At 65.3% G+C, this 16,594-nt stretch carries 12 protein-coding genes; 3 read left to right on the forward strand and 9 right to left on the reverse strand.

The features are described 5' to 3' along the window. Positions 1 to 26 precede the first annotated feature (26 nt). The 3 genes from VNT00_RS02175 to VNT00_RS02185 all read right to left on the reverse strand — a co-directional run bounded on the left by VNT00_RS02175 (position 27) and on the right by VNT00_RS02185 (position 4,393). Positions 27 to 1,208 carry an acetyl-CoA C-acyltransferase gene (locus tag VNT00_RS02175; protein WP_325584039.1) on the reverse strand — a complete coding sequence of 394 codons (1,182 nt, stop codon included), beginning with the start codon at positions 1,206 to 1,208 and terminating at the stop codon, positions 27 to 29. A 95-nt stretch (positions 1,209 to 1,303) separates the two neighbouring features. Further along, a complete protein-coding gene (gene aceK, locus VNT00_RS02180) occupies positions 1,304 to 3,151 on the reverse strand; it encodes a bifunctional isocitrate dehydrogenase kinase/phosphatase (RefSeq protein WP_325584041.1) in 1,848 nt (615 codons plus the stop codon). 60 nt (positions 3,152 to 3,211) lie between these two features. Continuing rightward, the gene (locus VNT00_RS02185; protein WP_325584043.1) at positions 3,212 to 4,393 is read right to left on the reverse strand and encodes an isovaleryl-CoA dehydrogenase; all 1,182 of its coding nucleotides are present in this window, start codon (positions 4,391 to 4,393) and stop codon (positions 3,212 to 3,214) included. A gap of 167 nt (positions 4,394 to 4,560) precedes the next feature. Between VNT00_RS02185 and VNT00_RS02190 the strand changes: the two genes are divergently transcribed. Then, entirely contained in the window at positions 4,561 to 5,634 is a 1,074-nt protein-coding gene (locus VNT00_RS02190; RefSeq protein ID WP_325584045.1) for an MBL fold metallo-hydrolase, read from the forward strand. A 48-nt stretch (positions 5,635 to 5,682) separates the two neighbouring features. Here the strand turns inward: VNT00_RS02190 and VNT00_RS02195 are convergent, their stop codons facing one another. Next, positions 5,683 to 6,309 (reverse strand): LysE family translocator, encoded by a 627-nt coding sequence (locus VNT00_RS02195; protein WP_325584047.1) that lies wholly within the window; start codon positions 6,307 to 6,309, stop codon positions 5,683 to 5,685. A gap of 152 nt (positions 6,310 to 6,461) precedes the next feature. Between VNT00_RS02195 and metC the strand changes: the two genes are divergently transcribed. Next, the gene (gene metC / locus VNT00_RS02200; protein ID WP_325584049.1) at positions 6,462 to 7,658 is read left to right on the forward strand and encodes a cystathionine beta-lyase; all 1,197 of its coding nucleotides are present in this window, start codon (positions 6,462 to 6,464) and stop codon (positions 7,656 to 7,658) included. Positions 7,659 to 7,771: 113 nt separating this feature from the next. On the opposite strand, the gene VNT00_RS02205 is transcribed toward metC, so the two are convergent. From VNT00_RS02205 to VNT00_RS02220, 4 genes are all read right to left on the reverse strand, one after another. Continuing rightward, positions 7,772 to 8,413 carry a thiol:disulfide interchange protein DsbA/DsbL gene (locus VNT00_RS02205; protein WP_325584051.1) on the reverse strand — a complete coding sequence of 214 codons (642 nt, stop codon included), beginning with the start codon at positions 8,411 to 8,413 and terminating at the stop codon, positions 7,772 to 7,774. 122 nt (positions 8,414 to 8,535) lie between these two features. Continuing rightward, a complete protein-coding gene (locus VNT00_RS02210; RefSeq protein ID WP_325584053.1) occupies positions 8,536 to 9,282 on the reverse strand; it encodes an SPOR domain-containing protein in 747 nt (248 codons plus the stop codon). Between the two features lie 27 nt (positions 9,283 to 9,309). Next, positions 9,310 to 10,995, reverse strand: a complete 1,686-nt coding sequence (gene argS / locus VNT00_RS02215; protein WP_325584055.1) for an arginine--tRNA ligase — start codon at positions 10,993 to 10,995, stop codon at positions 9,310 to 9,312. Between the two features lie 182 nt (positions 10,996 to 11,177). Continuing rightward, positions 11,178 to 15,026 carry a phospholipase effector Tle1 domain-containing protein gene (locus VNT00_RS02220; RefSeq protein ID WP_325584056.1) on the reverse strand — a complete coding sequence of 1,283 codons (3,849 nt, stop codon included), beginning with the start codon at positions 15,024 to 15,026 and terminating at the stop codon, positions 11,178 to 11,180. 97 nt (positions 15,027 to 15,123) lie between these two features. Here VNT00_RS02220 and VNT00_RS02225 point away from each other — a divergent pair, with 97 nt between their 5' ends. Then, positions 15,124 to 15,468 carry a DUF1840 domain-containing protein gene (locus tag VNT00_RS02225; RefSeq protein WP_325584059.1) on the forward strand — a complete coding sequence of 115 codons (345 nt, stop codon included), beginning with the start codon at positions 15,124 to 15,126 and terminating at the stop codon, positions 15,466 to 15,468. Positions 15,469 to 15,496: 28 nt separating this feature from the next. Here the strand turns inward: VNT00_RS02225 and VNT00_RS02230 are convergent, their stop codons facing one another. After that, positions 15,497 to 16,579, reverse strand: a complete 1,083-nt coding sequence (locus VNT00_RS02230; RefSeq protein ID WP_325584061.1) for a BMP family ABC transporter substrate-binding protein — start codon at positions 16,577 to 16,579, stop codon at positions 15,497 to 15,499. Positions 16,580 to 16,594 lie beyond the last annotated feature (15 nt).

Genomic DNA, 16,594 nt, shown 5'->3' on the forward strand with positions numbered 1-16,594 from the left:
GGGGCGTGCCGCCCCCCCTTGCCTAGTTACAGCATTTCGAAGGCCATGGCCACGGCTTCGCCGCCGCCGATGCATAGCGTGGCGATGCCGCGCTTGCCGCCGGTTTTGCGCAAGGCGCCCACCAGGGTGGTGATGAGGCGCGCGCCCGAGGCGCCGATGGGATGGCCCAGCGCGGTGGCGCCGCCATGGATGTTGACCTTGGCGGGATCGAGGCTGAGCTCGGTCATGGCGGCCATGGTCACCACGGCGAAGGCTTCGTTGATTTCGTAGAGGTCGACGTCCTTGGCGGCCCAGCCGGTCTTGGCCAGCAGTTTTTGCACGGCGCCGACCGGCGCGGTGGTGAACCATTCCGGTTCCTGCGAGTGCTGGCTGTGGGCGACGACGCGGGCCAGCGGCTTGGCGCCGAGCTTCTTGGCGGTGGATTCGCGCATGAGCACCATGGCGGCCGCGCCGTCGGAAATGGAGGACGAGTTGGCGGCCGTAACCGTGCCGTCCTTTTTGAAGGCGGGTTTGAGCGTGGGGATTTTATCGGGCATGGCCTTGGTGGGGCCTTCGTCGATGTCGATGACCGTATCGCCCTTGCGGCCGGCAACGGTGACGGGCGCGATTTCCCATTTGAAGCTGCCGTCCTCGGTGGCGGCGCGGGCGCGGCGCAGGGACTCCAGCGAGAAGGCGTCTTGCTTTTCGCGCGTGAACGTGTATTTGGATGCGCAGCTTTCCGCGAACACGCCCATGGCCGTGCCGCGCTGGTAGGCGTCTTCCAGGCCGTCCAGCGCCATGTGGTCGTAGACGGTGGAGTGACCGTAGCGGTAGCCCTGGCGGCCTTTCAGCAACAGGTATGGGGCGTTGCTCATGCTTTCCTGGCCGCCGGCGACGACGACTTCGGCGCTGCCGGCCAGCAGCAGGTCGTGGCCGAACATGGCGGCCTTCATGCCCGAGCCGCAGACCTTGTGGATGGTGGTGCAGCCCGCGCTTTTCGGCAGGCCGGCTCCCAATGCCGCCTGGCGGGCCGGGGCCTGACCCTGGCCGGCTTGCAGCACGTTGCCCATGATGACTTCGTCGACGGCGTCGGCTGCGATGCCGGCCCGCTCGACGGCCGCCTTGATGGCGACGGAACCCAGTTCGTGGGCTGCCAGGCCGGAGAGACTGCCCATCATGCCGCCCATGGGCGTGCGGGCGACGGAAACTAGGACAATAGGATCAGACATGTGTAACTCCTTGCGAATCAACAATCCAGTGTTTTGTTTGTTTGGTTCGTGCATTTGAATTCGGCGAATCAACCAAACAGCGCACTAACCATTTGCTATGTGGGTGTGGGTGGAACTACTTTAGCATTGTGCAGCCTTCGGCTGTCATCATAAGGGAAAATGTCTTCGATCCGGCCCAGGTTGGCCCGGCTGCGGCAGGCCTGCCACCATTCGGGCTGCAGCAGGTCGGCGTGGTATTGCGTGAAGCTGCGGGCGATGCGGGCATTGCCGAGCAGGAAGGTGGCGAACTCCTCGGGGAAGACGTCGTTGGGGCCCACGGAATACCAGGGCTCGGCCGCCAGCTCGGCCTCTTCGTACGGGGCGGGGGGAATGCGCCGGAAATTCATTTCGGTCATGCGCTGGATTTCGTCGTAGTCGTAGAACACGACGCGCCCCAGGCGGGTGACACCGAAGTTCTTGAACAGCATGTCGCCGGGGAAGATGTTGGCGGCGGCAAGCTCCCGGATGGCGTCGCCGTATTGCCGCACGGCCGCCTCGGCCGCGGCGTCGGAGGCGCGGGCCAGATACAGGTTGAGGGGCGTCATGCGCCGCTCGATGTACACATGGCGCAGGACGATGACGTCGCCGGCCTCTTCCAGCAGTTCCGGAACCTCGCGGCGCAGCTCGTCCAGCAGCGCATCGGAAAAACGCGCGCGCGGCAGCGCCACCTGCGAGTATTCCCAGGTGTCGGCCATGCGGCCCACCCGGTCGTGTTTCTTGACCATCTGGTATTTGCGCCGCACGGTGGCGTGGTCCATGCCCGGCTTGGCGATGCGGTCGCGGATCAGCTTGAACACATAGGGGTAGGACGGCAGGGTGAACACCGTCATGACCATGCCCTTGATGCCGGGCGCGACGTCGAACTTGTCGTGCGAGTGCGCAAGATGGCGCAGGAAGTCCCGGTAGAACAGGGTCTTGCCCTGTTTTTGCAAGCCGATGATGGTGTAGATCTCGGCCTTGGGCTTGCGCGGCAGCAGCGTGTTCAGGAAGTCCACGTAGGCCGAGGGCGCTTCCATGTCCACCAGGAAATAGGCGCGGGTGAAGCTGAACAGCGTGCTCAGGTCGTCGCTGGAATGCAGCAGCGCATCGATGGCGATATGGCCGGCGGGCGTGTGCAGCAGGGCGACGGCGAAGGGAAAGACGGCGGCCTGGTTGATGAGGCGGCCTACTATGTATGCGCCCTTGTTGCGGAAGAACAGGGAATTCAGGACGTGGATCTGGCAGTCGGGGGCCAGGCGCTGGCCGCTGTCGCGGGGAATGCGACGGCGCAGCTCGTGCACGGCCATGCGGGCGACGCGGCGCGCATCGGCGGGCAGGTCGGAGAAAGGCGCGGCCAGGCCGAAATCGGCCACCATGTTGAGCAGGGATTTTTCCAGGCCTTCGGTGCCTGGGTAATACACGCGATAGGCCGGCAGCTTGCTGTCGATGTATTCGGTGGCGACCGCCGGCCGCACGAACAGGAAGTCGTTGTGGAAGTAGTCGCGGTGCAGGATGCGGCACGAGACCGAATTGAAAAAGGTTTCGGCGCATTCCGGCTGCTTGTGGCCGGCCAGCAGCCCGATGTATTCGGTTTTGGTTTCCTGCCAGAAGGCTTGCTGCTCGGGGCTGAGCTCGCGCCCGGCGGCGGCGTTGCCTGGCCGCGCCCGGCTGTCCTTCAGGGCCGAGCCGAGCGTGGTGGTGCATTCGTGCACGCGTGTATCGTAGTATTCGATGCGCTCGCGCGAGAGCTGCTGGATGGCGAGCCAGTTGCCCGATTCGAACAAGGCCTTGGCGCGTTGCGCGCCGTAGCGGAACAGAGCGTAGTGGCGATCGAAGCCGTTCAGGATGATGCGCGCTACCGCCTGGGGCGATAAGGCATTGCGCGATATGGGCTCGATGCGTTGGTGATCGCCGGAGTAGCTCATGTGTGTTCTGCCGCGGCGCAGCCGCTTTGGGGTTTCGCCCCATTGTAAGGCTTTTGCGGCTCAGGGCGCCGGGCCGAACAGTTCGCGCCCGATGAGCATGCGGCGGATTTCGCTGGTGCCGGCACCGATTTCGTACAGCTTGGCATCACGCCAGAGGCGCGCGGCGGGGTAGTCGTTGATATAGCCGTTGCCGCCCAGTATCTGGATGCCTTCGCCTGCCAGGCGGGTGGCGTTTTCGGCGCAGAACAGAATGGCAGCGGCGCAATCCTTGCGCAGCCCGCGCCGCTGCTCTTTGTCGCCCGCCTGGTCCAGCGCCCGTCCCACCGCATAGCCGAAGGCCCGGCTGGCCTGCAGGGTGGTGTAGATATCGGCCATTTTGGCCTGGATGAGCTGGAACTGGCCTATGGGCTGGCCGAATTGCCGCCGTTCGCGCACATAGGGCAGAGTCAGGTCCAGAACCGCCTGCATGATGCCCAGCGGCCCCGCCGCCAGCACGGCGCGTTCGGAGTCCAGGCCGCTCATGAGCACGCCCATGCCCTGATCCAGGCCGCCCAGGATGTTTTGTTCGGGCACCTCGCAGTCCTGGAAAACCAGCTCGCCGGTATGGCTGCCGCGCATGCCCAGCTTGTCCAGCTTCTGGGCGACGCTGAAACCTTTGCAGCCTTTTTCGACAATGAAGGCGGTGATGCCGTGCTGGTGTTTTTCGGGATTGGTCTTGGCGTATACCACCAGGGTGTCGGCGTCGGGCCCGTTGGTGATCCACATCTTGGTGCCGTTCAGCACGTAGCGGTCACCCGTTTTGCTGGCCCGCAGCGCCATGCCGGCGACGTCGGAACCCGCATTGGGCTCGCTCATGGCCAGCGCGCCGACGTGCTGGCCGCTGATGAGCGCGGGCAGGTACCTGCGCTTTTGCTCGGGGGTGCCGTGGCGGTTGATCTGGTTGACGCACAGGTTGGAGTGCGCGCCGTAGGACAAGGCCACCGCCGCGCTGGCGCGCGATATTTCCTCCATGGCGATCATGTGGGCCAGGAAGCCCATGCGCTGGCCGCCGTACTCTTCGTCGGCGGTAATGCCCAGCAGGCCCAGTTGGCCAAGCTTGGGCCAGAGATCCATGGGGAATTGGTCGGTTTTGTCGATCTGGGCGGCGCGCGGCGAGATTTCGGCCAGAGCGAAGCGGCGGACGGCATCGCGCAGCATGTCGAGATCCTGGCCAAGGTCCAGGTTCAGGCCCGGAATAGTCATGTCCGTCTTCCTTCCAGTGTGCGGGGCACCATGGGGTGGCCGCGGCGCTAGGCTCAGCGCCCTTTTTGCAGGAGGGGTGCTTCGCCTGACACCTATGCACTTATATTACGTTAGCGGCGGCGGTAACGTAAACTACCCGAAACCGTTGAAAAGCCTGGAGATGCTGGATGAACCCTAACGAACAGAAACTGACCTACCCCTGGGGCGAGGCCGTTCCCGAACCCGGCCGCGCGCTGACCGTGGGCGACGGCGTGCGCTGGATCCGCCTGCCGCTGCCGTTCGCGCTGGATCATATCAACGTATGGCTGCTGCGCGACGAAATCGACGGCCGGCAGGGCTGGACGGTGGTCGATACCGGGGTCGCGCGCGACAACGTCAAGGCGCTGTGGGAACAAGTGTTCGAAACCGCACTGGACGGCCTGCCCGTGCTGCGCGTTCTGGTCACGCACATGCATCCCGACCATGTGGGGCTGGCGCAATGGCTTTGCGAGCGCTGGAACGCGCCGTTGTGGATCACCATGACCGAGTTCATGACGGCGCGCCTGTGGTCGCGCGCGCCTTTGCAGAATCAGGTCGAGGGCGGCGCCGGCGGCGATATGGCCCTGGCGCATTTTGTTCGCCACGGCCTGTCCGACCCGCAGGCCATTCAGGAAATCGGCAAGCGCGGTTCGTACTACCCCAGCCTGGTGCCCGATGCGCCGGCCAGTTTCCGGCGCATCATGGATGGCGACGAGATCGCCATCGGCGGCCGCGTGTGGCGGGTCATCGTGGGCTACGGCCATTCGCCCGAGCATGCCGCGCTGTATTGCGACACGCTGCAAATGCTGATTTCCGGCGACATGGTGCTGCCGCGCATTTCGACCAACGTCAGCGTGTTCAGCTTCGAGCCCGAGGCCAATCCGCTGCCCTTGTACCTGAAGTCCCTGAAGCGGTTCGACGGCTTGCCCGAGGACACTGTGGTGCTGCCGTCGCACGGCCGCCCTTTCAAGGGACTGCACGAGCGCATCGCCCAGCAGCACGCCCATCATGCCGAGCGCCTCGACGAAGTCATGGCGGCCTGTCGCACGCCCCGCAGCGCCAACGACATCGTGCCCATCATGTTCCACCGCAAGCTGGACACGCATCAAATCACCTTCGCCATCGGCGAGGCGCTGGCGCATCTGCACGCCCTGTATTACCAGGGCAAGCTTAAGCGCGAGCTCGGCGGCGACGGCGTCTTCCGCTTCAGCCTGGCGGGCTAGGCCCTAGGGCAGCTCGGCCTGTCGACGGTGTGCCGGCCGCCCAGGCTTCTAGCGGCTGGCGAAGGCCAGCTTGGCGGCCAGGCCCAGGAACACGGTTCCGGCAAAATAATTGAGCAGGCGCTGCGCCTTGGCCGAGCGTTGTATCAGCTCGCCGAAGACGCCGGAAAAAAAAGCGATGCAGCCGAACACCAGTAAGGTCGCGGCAATGAACAGCAGGCCCAGGCTCAGCGTCTGCAGCGCCACCGAGCCGCGCGCCGCCGAGGTGAACTGCGGCAGGAAGGCCAGGAAGAACAGCGACACCTTGGGGTTGGTGAGATTCATGACGATGCCGCGCCGGTAGAGCGTGGCATTGCTTTGGCGCGGCGGCCTGGAGGCCGCGTGGGTATCCGGCCTGGCCCGGAAGGCGCCCCAGGCCAGGTATATGAGGTAGACTGCCCCGGCCAGCTTGAGCACGATGAAGGCGGTTTCGGAAGCGGCGAACAGCGCGGCCAGCCCGACGGCCACGGCCACAGTATGGCCGACCAGGCCCGTGCACAGGCCCAGCACGACCAGCATGCCCGAGCGGCGTCCCCACATGGCCGACTGCATCAGCACGAAGACATTGTCCGGCCCCGGGGCCAGGGCCAGCAGGATGGCGATGCCGAAGAAAGACAGGGCGATTTCAGGGGTGAGCATGGCGAATAAGTACGTTGTGCGAGGCTGGCGCGCGGCGTTGCGCCGGATTGGACGGGCAAAATGTGGTAGTTTTGGACATGGCCCGAGCCCGCTGCCAAGCGCAGCCGCGCTCAGGGTATTTTTGCGAACCATCCAAACCAACCTCGGAAGTCATGGCTCATACCGGTACCACGCGTCTAGAAACCCAGCTGCTGCATTCGGGCATTGCCGAGTTTAATCCCAAAACCCAGTCGGCGCCGGTGGCGCTGCCTTCCATGCGGACCAGCACGGTCCGCTTCGCCAGCCTGGAGGCGCTGGACCATGCCCTGGCCGACAAGGCGGACGGCGAGCGCATCGCCACCTACGGCCGCTCCGGCATGGACACGCATGCCGCGCTGGAAGAGGTGTTTTGCGAACTGGAGGGGACGCAGCGCGCTTTCCTGGCGCCGTCGGGCCTTTCGGCGGTCACCCTGGTCTTCATGGCTCTGCTCAACGCCGGCGACCACGTCATCGTGGCCGACTGCGTATACGGCCCGGTGCGCCATCTGGACAAGACCGTGCTGCGGCGCATGGGCATCGAGGTCTCGTACTGCCGCGCCGAGCCCGGGGCGCTCGAGTCGCAGGTCAGGCCCAATACGCGCATGCTGTATGTCGAGTCGCCGGGCTCCCTGCTCATGGAAATGCTTGACCTTCCCGCGCTGGCCGAGTTCGCGCGGCGGCACAAACTGGTGCTTGCTGCCGACAACACCTGGGGCGCGGGCTATGTCTACCGTCCGTTGGACCTGGGGGTCGATGTTTCGGCGGTGGCGGGCACGAAGTACATAGGCGGGCATTCCGACCTGATGCTGGGCGCGGTCATGGCCAACGACCCCGAGCTCGTGCGGCGTCTCAACGAAACCCACTATGCCATGGGGTATTCGATAAGCGCCGACGATGCCTGGCTGGCCTTGCGCGGCGTGCGCACCTTGCCCATCCGCATGCGCCAGCACGCCGAAAACGCCTTGCGGGTCTGCGAATTCCTGGCGTCACGCCCCGAAACCGCGCGCATCTACCATCCGGCCTGGCCGCAGGATCCAGGCCATGCTTTGTGGCAACGCGACTGCCATGGCTCGAACGGCATGCTGTCGGTCGAGCTGGCGCTCGACCACGCGCAGGCGCGGCGATTCGTGAATGCGCTGACGCTATACGGGATCGGTTATTCGTGGGGCGGCTTTGAAAGCCTGGTGCAGTTGGTCGAACATGCGCCGCTGACCCAGCACAGCTACTGGGGCGGCGGCGACAACGCGGTCGTGCGCCTGCATATCGGCCTGGAGGCCGTCGAGGACCTGGTCGCCGACCTGGCCCAGGCCCTGGACAAAGCGCGGGCTTGATGCCCTGAGCGTGGTTCTGCGGCCGGGAACCCGCGCCGGCAAGGCGCGGCGGGTCGTAACGCTACTCGCGCCGGGGCGTTCGGGCGGTTCGCCGAACACCCCCTTCGACATGATTACTTCTTGTCTTTGAGCAGACCGTCGAGCAGCTTTTGCGCCACGTCGATGGTGCCCTGGTAGCTGTTCGTCATGGAAGGCGAAACCACATATTGCCCGCCCACCGAGATGCTGGGCGTGCCCTCGATCTGGTAGGACTGGGTGAGTTCGTTGGCGCGCTTGATCTTGGCGTTGATGCCGAAAGAATTGAAGACCGCTTCGAACTTGGCGCGGTCGATGCCTTTGCTGACGGCCCAGTCGGCGATGGCCTTGGCTTCGAAGATGCGCTTGTGCTCGGTGTGGATGGCCTTGAAGACTTCGTCGTTGAGGTCCATGCGGTCCAGGGCCTGCAGCGAGTAATACAGCTTTTGCAGATCGGTCATGCTGGCGTTGAAGGCTACGGGAACCTGGCGCAGGACGACGTTGGAGGGCAGGGTCTTGGCCCATTTTTCGACCATGGGCTGCATGGCGGCGCAGTGCGGGCAGCTGTAGGCGAAAAACTCCAGGATCTCGATTTTGTCCGGCGTGTCGGAAGGCTGGGCCGGGTTCAGCGTGACGTACTGCTGGCCGGCGGCCTGGGCCTGGCCAAGAGGCGCGAACAGAGAGGCGGCGCCAAGGGCGGCGATGGCGAAAGTGCGAAGAAACAGGTTTTTAAACGACATGGCTATGCATCCTGAGCTTGATGTGCTGTTTGGTGGATTCGAAGACTTGAACTTTTCGGCGCCTGACCGAATGGGTTATGACCGGATGGAAGCCGGCAAGTTCAAACGATATTGCGAATGAGTCATGGGCGCACCACCGACGAGTCGATCTTGGCCTCGCTGAGGCGGGCGCGCGAACGGTTCATTTCGTCGATGCCCTTGAAGGGGCCGACGCGCACGCGGTTGATGGTAGCGCCGTTGACCTGGGCCTTTTGCACTTGCACCGGCAGGCCCAGCATCAGGATCTGCGCCTTGACGGCATCGGCGTCGTTGGCCGACCGGTAGGCGCCGGCCTGCAGGTAGTAGGTGGTCTGGGTCGAGGCCGGCTTGGCTGGCTTGGCGGGTTCGGCCTTGGCCGCGGGGTGCGCCGCCGGCGCGGCCGGTTTCGGGGTTTCGGAGGTCTTTGGAGCCGGGGAGGCCGGCGCAGATTTGGAAGGGGGCGCGGCCTGAGCCTCTTTGGCCGGCGCTTCTTTTTTATCGGCGCCGGGCTCGGGCGCGCCCAAGGTGACCAGCAGCGCGCCGATCTCGTCGTTCATGGAGGGCGCGGGCGCTTCGCCGGGCGAAAGGGGGCGCGGCGCATTGGCCAGCGGGCTGTCCGAAGGCGCCGAGTCGTCTTTGCTGTAAAGCGCGCCGTTGGGGTCGACATTGCTGGGTATCTGGGTTTGCGGCTTCTCGCGCGTGACCTTGTCGACGAAAGGCATGGGCGCCTTGGTGACGTAGTAGGCCAGCCCCGCGGCAATGGCCAGCCCGATGATCAGGCCGGCCAGCATGCCGAACAGCGTGCTGCCCCCGGATTTCGAACTTGAGGATTTGCGACTGTTTCGTGCCATAGTAAAAGCTAATCTCCGTTTGGGAGCTTACATCCTTTCGGGTGCCGATACGCCCAGCAGGGCCAGGCCGTTGGCCAGAACCTGGCGGGTTGCCTGGGCCAGGCGCAGGCGGGCCAGCTTCAGGCCGGCGTCGTCGACCAGCACCCGTTCGGCGTTGTACCAGGCGTGGAAATCGGCGGCGCAGTCGCGCAGCCAGAAGGCAATATGGTGAGGCGCCAGTTCCTGGGCCGCCAGCGTCACCATGCCGGGGTATTCGGCCAGGCGCTGCATGAGGGCGAACTCGGTGGGCGCCGCCAGTACGCTGACGTCGGCCTGGGGCAACTGGCCGACCAGCTCGGCTGACTGGCCCAGCATGGAGCAGATGCGTGCATGGGCGTACTGGATGTAGTACACCGGGTTTTCTTCGCTCTTGGACAGGGCCAGGTCGATGTCGAAGACGAATTCGGAATCGGCCCGGCGCTGGATGAGGAAGTAGCGCACGGCATCCTGGCCGACCCAGTCGATCAGGTCGCGCATGGTGACGTAGCTGCCGGCGCGCTTGGAGATCTTGACTTCGGCGCCATTGCGCATGACGCGCACCATCTTGTGCAGGATGTAGGCCGGGAAATCCTTGGGGATGCCCAGGTTCAGGCCTTGCAGGCCGGCGCGCACCCGTGCGATGGTGCCGTGATGGTCGCTGCCCTGGATGTTGATGGCGCGATGAAAGCCGCGTTCCCACTTGGCTACGTGGTAGGCCACGTCGGGCACGAAGTAGGTGTAGCCGCCTTCCTTTTTGCGCATGACGCGGTCTTTGTCGTCGCCAGTGCCCAGCTCGGTGGTGCGCAGCCACAAAGCGCCTTCGCTTTCGTAGGTGTGGCCGCCGGCGATGAGGGTCTGTACGGTTTTTTCGACCCGGCCGCTGGTGTACAGCGAGCTTTCCAGGTAGAAATTGTCGAACTTGAGGTTGAAGGCCTGAAGATCCAGGTCTTGTTCGCGGCGCAGGTAGGCGACGGCGAACTGGCGGACGTCGTCCAGGTCATCGAGGTTCTTGCTGGCGGTCACCGAATTGCCGTCGGCGGCCTGCACGGTTTTGCCGGCCAGAAAGTCGGCGGCGATTTCGGCAATGTAGTCGCCCTTGTAGCCGTCGGCCGGGAAATCGGGCGAATCGGGCGCGATACCCCTTGCGCGCGCCTGCACGCTGACGGCCAGGTTGTCGATTTGATTGCCGGCGTCGTTATAGTAGAACTCGCGCGTGACGTCGTAGCCTTGCGCCGTGAACAGGCGGCACAGCGAATCGCCCAGGGCGGCCTGGCGGGAGTGGCCGACGTGCAAGGGCCCCGTGGGGTTGGCCGAGACGAATTCGACCAGCACTTTCTCGTGGTTGGGCGGCAGGGTGCCGTAGCGGTCGCCCTCTTGTTGTATGGCATGCAGCACCGCCTGGCGCGCGGCGGCGGTCAGGCGGAAATTGATGAAGCCGGGCCCCGCGATTTCGGCGGAAGCGACGAGTTGGGCGGCTTCGGGGTGGGCCATGATGGCGTCGACGATTTGCTGCGCCAGTTCGCGCGGGTTGCGCTTGGCCGGTTTGGCCAGCTGCATGGCCACATTGGTGGCGATGTCGCCGTGCGCGGCGACCTTGGGCCGTTCGAGCAGGATATTGGGCGTGGCCTGGGGGGCGGCTTGCGCTACCGCGGCGCTGATGATCGAGATGAGTTTTTGTTGTTGCCCAGAAAGCATAAGACAGTCGGATAAGGTAAGGAGCGCGGCGTGTGCAAACCGGGTGCGAAAACGCCCGGCCGTGGGCCTGTGCCGCCCTGGTGCTGCGGCCGCAAAGAGTTAAATGATAGCGTGATTTCTTTTGCGGCGCGCTTTTCGCCTTCCGGGCCGGTTTTGTTACCAAAGCATACATGGGTGCCGCCCTAAGCCGGCAGATCGCGCCACCCCAACTCGTTTTGCAGCCACAGCGCGTAGCCGGACATGTCGACGATGCCGACTTCGTTGGAGGTGCTGACTTGCCAGCCTTCGTAGCGGTCGATCAGGGGCTCGGTGGCCAGGCGCTGGCTTTGGCCCAGGCGCGGGTGTTCGGCCTGGCTGCCGTGCAGCAAGGTGCCGTCGGCGGCGTCGACGCGGCGGTCGCCGCCTTGCGGCCGCGTGCCGGTGGTGCGCTGGTCGTGGACCACCGGGTGGGTGATCTCGCTTTGCTCGGCGGGGCCGGCGTCGAACCGCAAGGCCATGGAGCGGGCCTGCCACAGCATCCAGTTCAGGGCGACGTCGGACAGATCGCCTTGCAGGCCGCCGGATGTGGCGTCTTCCGTATGGGCCGCGCCGCCGCCAATATCGGCATGGGCGCCGATGAACGGGGCTTCGATGGTGTTCAGGCCTTCGCCGCCCTGTACGGAGCTCAATGGGAAATAGCGGCGGTGCTCTTGCAGCGCCACGGCATGGGCCACCCAGCCCCACGAGGAAGCGATGCTCAGGTCGTAGTCGGCATTGCGGATGCCGCCCAGTCCGAATTGGGCCACCGTGTCGAACAGCCCCATGAAGCGCAGGTCGACGCAGGCCGTGACCAGGCCAAGGCGTTCGTCCTGGTACGAGAAAAGCCCGTCGGCGACGTGGTTGTCGACCAGGTTGCCGAAGTGGCGGGCCAGGGCGGCCCCGCGGGAAAAGCCGATGATGTCTATGGGTATGGTCTGGGCCGGGTCGAAGGGCTCGCCGTCCAGCGCGGCAAGCAGATTGCTCCATTGGGCATCCAGGATGCGCGAGGCGCTGTAGGCCGTAATGCTGTCCCAGTCGGGGTACGAAGCGGCGGCATTGCCCGGCCCGGCGTGATAGAACACCTGGCCGTCCAGATAGCGCTGGCTCATTTTCCAGATATTGGTCTGCGATTGCGGAGTGTTGCGGGTGCCGTCGAAGGCGAACAGCAGCAGGCCCAGCGGATCGACGTAGCGGCGCGGCTGCTGGTTGGCGTAGCCGCGGGCCTGGCTGCCGGGCGCGGGCCCCAGGGGGTCGGGCTCCAGGTAGTGCCCCGAAGCCGGCAGGTAGGTGCGCAGCAGATTGTCGTGCCAGCCGGTTTCGGCATCGAAGACCTGCCCGGGCAGCCGCAGATCCAGGGTCATGTCGCCGGCCAGGCGCTGGGCCTCGCCGGTGGGGCTGTAGCGGGCGAACCAGCGCACTGCCTGGTCCTGGCCGGTAAGCAGGCGGGGCGCGCCGAGCAGGTCGGCGTGGATGGCGTACAGCGTGCCTTGCGGCGCTTGCCGGGTGTACACCACCAGCCCCACCGGCACATGGTGGGCGTAGATGTAGCGGCGGGTAATGCCGGCGGCCGCCTCGGCATTGGCCGGCCGGCGCGCTTCGGCCACGAGCCTGCCTTCGGCGTAGAAATAGTCGATCAGTTCGGCGGGCGTACGCTTGTGGACGCGGTGGCCGAAGGCGTTGTGGGCATAGCTGGCCAGGACCGTGCCGTTCTGTTCGACGGCGCTCAGCCGGCGGTTCGGGCCGTAATGCGTGACGTGGCCGTCCAGCACGGCTGGCAGACCGCTGCGGTCGTATTCCGCTTTGGGCCGGTAGCTTGTCCCATCGGTGCGCCGGGCGGCCAGCGAGCCGTCGTCGTTCCAGGCATACCAGTGTGTCGTTCCGGATGCGCCGGCCTGGCCGCCGCTAGGTTCCGGGTCGGGTACAGGCGGAGGCGCGCCGCCAGGACGAAGGCGACGGTGTGCGCCTTGCGCGCCGGCCAGGCGGGAAGCGGCGTCGTAGGCGTAGCTCCAGGTCTCGGCGTAGCCGGCGGCCGGCGTGTAATGGGTTTCGAGGCTGACGCGATGGTTCTGGTCGTAGTCCTGGCGCTGCAGCCATAAAAGCCCGCCTTGTTCGTTGCGCAGGACGAGTTGGCGAGCCTGGCCCTGGTGCAGGGTGGCGTGCAGCCGCAGGCCGTTGCCGTACTGGTAGCCGGGCTGCGACGGATGGCTTTGAACGACGGTATGGCGCCTGCCTTGCGTGTCGTGCCACGTTATGCCCAGCAAGCGTTGCTGCGGGCCCCACAGATAGCTGAGCCGGCCGCCTTCGGGCAGATGATGCCGGATCAGGCGGTTTTGCGCATCGTATTCGAAACGCTCGTGGTGGGGCGTGGCGAGGGTGGGCCGTTGCACGGTGCGCGACACGAGGCGTTGCCGGCTGTCGTAGCGGCGGGTTTCGGTTTCGTGGGGATGGCCGATGCGCAATACGCCGGCCTCCGGCCGGGACAGGGTGGTTTTTTGCCGTTGGGTCGCCTCAGGGCAAAAAGGCTCTCCTAAGGGGGTAGCAAGCTGCGTAGCGGCGCAGCGTGGGGGCATGTTTTGGGTGCTGGGTGTGTTGGCGGCCACGACCGAGGCGAGGCTGCCCGCTGCGTCGTAGCTGTAATCCCAATGGCCGCCGTTGCCGAAAAGCCGGCGCAGCGGTCGGCGCTGCGCATCGTAGATGGTGCGTTCGGTCCCCGTCGGCATCGAGCGCCACGAAGTGCGCAGGCCCACCTGGTTGTAGTCCAGGGCCAGCCCCGGCCAGCCCGGTGCCACGGGGGCCAGTTGGCGGATCCGGCCCGACGCGTGCCGGCGTATCGCCATGCCGTTGATGTGGATGAGCCTGCCGTGGATGTCGTAGCGGCCTACGCTGCCCGGCGCGGCGCAACCCGGACAGCCGGCCCCGCCGGCCTCGAGCAGGACATGCCGCCCGCCCTGCAAGGATGTGCGAAAGCGCGTTTCGCGATTGTGCGCATCGCGTACGATGGTCAGCCCGCTGCGTTCGCCGTCCGGCGTGCGGACGTAGTCGATGTGGATCTCGTTGGCGCCGGAATCGGGCGCGCCCTGGATGGACAGCACGGCCCGGCCTTGCGGGTCGTAAGCCCAGGTATTGAGCCGCAGCGCCGGCTTGCCTTCGGCGGGCGCGATTTCGATTCCGGTCAGGTGAAAAGGGTTGCCGCCCTGGCGCTGCGCCTCGTACAAGTAGCGGCGCTGCATGGTGTCGGGACGGGTCACGGCGCGCAGCCGCAGCGGGCCCGGCGATGCAGGGTCGGCGGATTCGTAATGGTAGCGGAATGTGCCGGCCGGCGTGGCGATGCGATCCAGATAGGCGCGCTGCTGGTGAATGCTGTAGTGGAACGCCAGCGTATGGTCGTTGTCGTCGACGATGGCGCGTATGGCGCCAAGCAGAGGCCCCGGTTCGTCGTGGCGGTGCAGCGTTACGGCCGATGCCGAAGGCGGCCCCATGGCAAGCCGCGCCAGCCGGCCGTGGCGGTCGAACACAAGCTGGCGCCCATCGGGCCAGGTCCACAACCATTGCGCGGCATTGCGCTGGACCGTGCCGTGCCGGTTGGAACGCTGGTTCTTGCCTGCGCCCGAAAAGACGATGCGGCTGCCGTCGGCCTGCACGATTTGCCAGCGATCGGCGAACACGTGCAGCCGCGTGTCGTAGGCCAGCGCCCAACCCTGGCCCAGCACCGACGGCCGGCGGTCGAGCGCGTTGTAGTGGCGCGAGATTTCCAGCAAAGGAGAGTGCAGGAACGGCAGTAGATCGCGCTCGTGCTGGTACTTGTTGCCGGTGACGATGTGAATGGGATTGCCGGCCCCAAGGTTGAGCCCGGGTTCGAGGTCGGCCTGCGTGGCAATGCCGCCCGAGGCGCAAGGCGAGCCCAGCGAGGAAGGCCGGCAGACGGGCTCGGCGCGCGCCGCTGCGGCGCATGCCGCGCCGATCAGCAGCATGGCGGCCATGCCGCCGCGCAAGAGTGCAAAGGCTTTGTTCATGCCGTTTTCTACATGAAAAGTAAAGCCCTATAGTGCCGCTTGGCAGACGCCGAATGTTAGGGTAGTGTATGTATTCGTCTATTGAGGGAAACCGAATATGCTGATCGTCTTTCACTCCAAACCCGCCGCGGAAGTGCTCATGTTTTCCCAGCATGCACTGCCGATTCTCAAGGCTGCCGGCAAGCCTTACACCGATACCTTGCCTGAACGAGGAGTCATTACTTACGCCGACCTGACGGCGGCGATTGCCGGAATCGAAAAGGCCATGGCCATCGACACGTCCGCAGAATTCAAAGAAAGCGACGACGAGAACGATGCGCGCGAACATCCTATTTCGCGGCCTGTCACCTTTCGCCAGCGGGCCTTTCCGCTATTGGCCATGCTGCGCATCTCGCTCGAGCATGGCGCCGACGTCACCTGGGAGCCGGCCCCTGTCTGGTAGCTGAACGGGGGCGCCAGCCCCCGCTGCCTTATCTGCCGGTGCTGCCGGTCACGCCCTGGACGAACCAGTCCATCTTGCCCAGGTCGGCTTCGGGGTAGGCGCTGCCGGCCGCAACGCGCACGGTGCCGGCCTGGTCCTTGATCGGGCCGGCGAACACGTTGAATTTGCCCGACGCAATGTCCTGTTCCTTGGCCTTGACTGCGCTTATGACGTCCGCCGGCACATGGGGGCCGAAGGGCGCCATCTTTACCACGCCTTCCTTGATGCCGCCGAAATACAGCTCGCCCTGCTGGGTGCCGGCAATCACTTTTTTGGCAACCTGGGTGAAGTAGTTTCCCCAGTTGTGCGTGATGCCGGTCACGTACTTCACCGGCGCGTATTTCGACATGTCCGAATGGAAGGAGATCGACCAGACGCCTTTTTCCTCGGCGGCCTGGACGACGCTGGGCGTGTCGGTGAAGTGGGTCATGAAATCGGCGCCCAGGTTCATCAGGGTAAGGGCTGCCTCGCGTTCCTTGCCTGGATCGTACCAGGAGTTCACGAAAATGACCTGCACCCGGGCCTTGGGGTTGACGCTTTGGGCGCCAAGCTGGAAGGCATTGACGGCCCACATGACGTCCGGCACCGGATGCGGGGCCACGTAGCCGATGATGTTGGACTTGGTCATCTTGCCCGCGGCAATGCCGGCCAGGTAGCTGCCTTCCTGCCATTTGGCGTTGTAGCCGCCGAAATTTTTCATGGTCCGATAGCCGCTGGCTATCGTGTAGTACGTGCCGGGATTCTGGCGCGCGACTTTCATCACGGGGTTCATGTAGCCGAACGAGGCCGCGAAAATCAGCTTGCAGCCGTCGTGGGTCAATTCACGCGCGACGCGCTCGGCGTCGGGGCCTTCGTTGGTGTCGGGCACGACGCGCACGCTGACCTGCCGGCCCATGTTTTTTTCCAGCGCCTGCCGCCCGAGGTCCTGTTGATAGGCGAATCCGCAGTCTCCGACGGGGCCCAGGTAGATGAATCCCACCTTCAGCGGATCGCCGGCGGCGAGCGCCCGCGCCAAGGGGAGGGCCGTCATGTTCGCGGCAAGCATGGCTTTCAATACGGTACGGCGTTCCATTTTGTCTCCTGGGTG

Origin of the sequence: Eoetvoesiella sp. (assembly GCF_035555955.1) — a bacterium.
Taxonomy (GTDB): domain Bacteria; phylum Pseudomonadota; class Gammaproteobacteria; order Burkholderiales; family Burkholderiaceae_B; genus Eoetvoesia.

Bases quoted from the DNA above. Each gene is read 5' to 3' on its own strand.
- VNT00_RS02175 (WP_325584039.1), bottom strand. From the start codon at position 1,208: ATGTCTGATCCTATTGTCCTAGTTTCCGTCGCCCGCACGCCCATGGGC.
- aceK (WP_325584041.1), bottom strand. From the start codon at position 3,151: ATGAGCTACTCCGGCGATCACCAACGCATCGAGCCCATATCGCGCAAT.
- VNT00_RS02185 (WP_325584043.1), bottom strand. From the start codon at position 4,393: ATGACTATTCCGGGCCTGAACCTGGACCTTGGCCAGGATCTCGACATG.
- VNT00_RS02190 (WP_325584045.1), top strand. From the start codon at position 4,561: ATGAACCCTAACGAACAGAAACTGACCTACCCCTGGGGCGAGGCCGTT.
- VNT00_RS02195 (WP_325584047.1), bottom strand. From the start codon at position 6,309: ATGCTCACCCCTGAAATCGCCCTGTCTTTCTTCGGCATCGCCATCCTG.
- metC (WP_325584049.1), top strand. From the start codon at position 6,462: ATGGCTCATACCGGTACCACGCGTCTAGAAACCCAGCTGCTGCATTCG.
- VNT00_RS02205 (WP_325584051.1), bottom strand. From the start codon at position 8,413: ATGTCGTTTAAAAACCTGTTTCTTCGCACTTTCGCCATCGCCGCCCTT.
- VNT00_RS02210 (WP_325584053.1), bottom strand. From the start codon at position 9,282: ATGGCACGAAACAGTCGCAAATCCTCAAGTTCGAAATCCGGGGGCAGC.
- argS (WP_325584055.1), bottom strand. From the start codon at position 10,995: ATGCTTTCTGGGCAACAACAAAAACTCATCTCGATCATCAGCGCCGCG.
- VNT00_RS02220 (WP_325584056.1), bottom strand. From the start codon at position 15,026: ATGAACAAAGCCTTTGCACTCTTGCGCGGCGGCATGGCCGCCATGCTG.
- VNT00_RS02225 (WP_325584059.1), top strand. From the start codon at position 15,124: ATGCTGATCGTCTTTCACTCCAAACCCGCCGCGGAAGTGCTCATGTTT.
- VNT00_RS02230 (WP_325584061.1), bottom strand. From the start codon at position 16,579: ATGGAACGCCGTACCGTATTGAAAGCCATGCTTGCCGCGAACATGACG.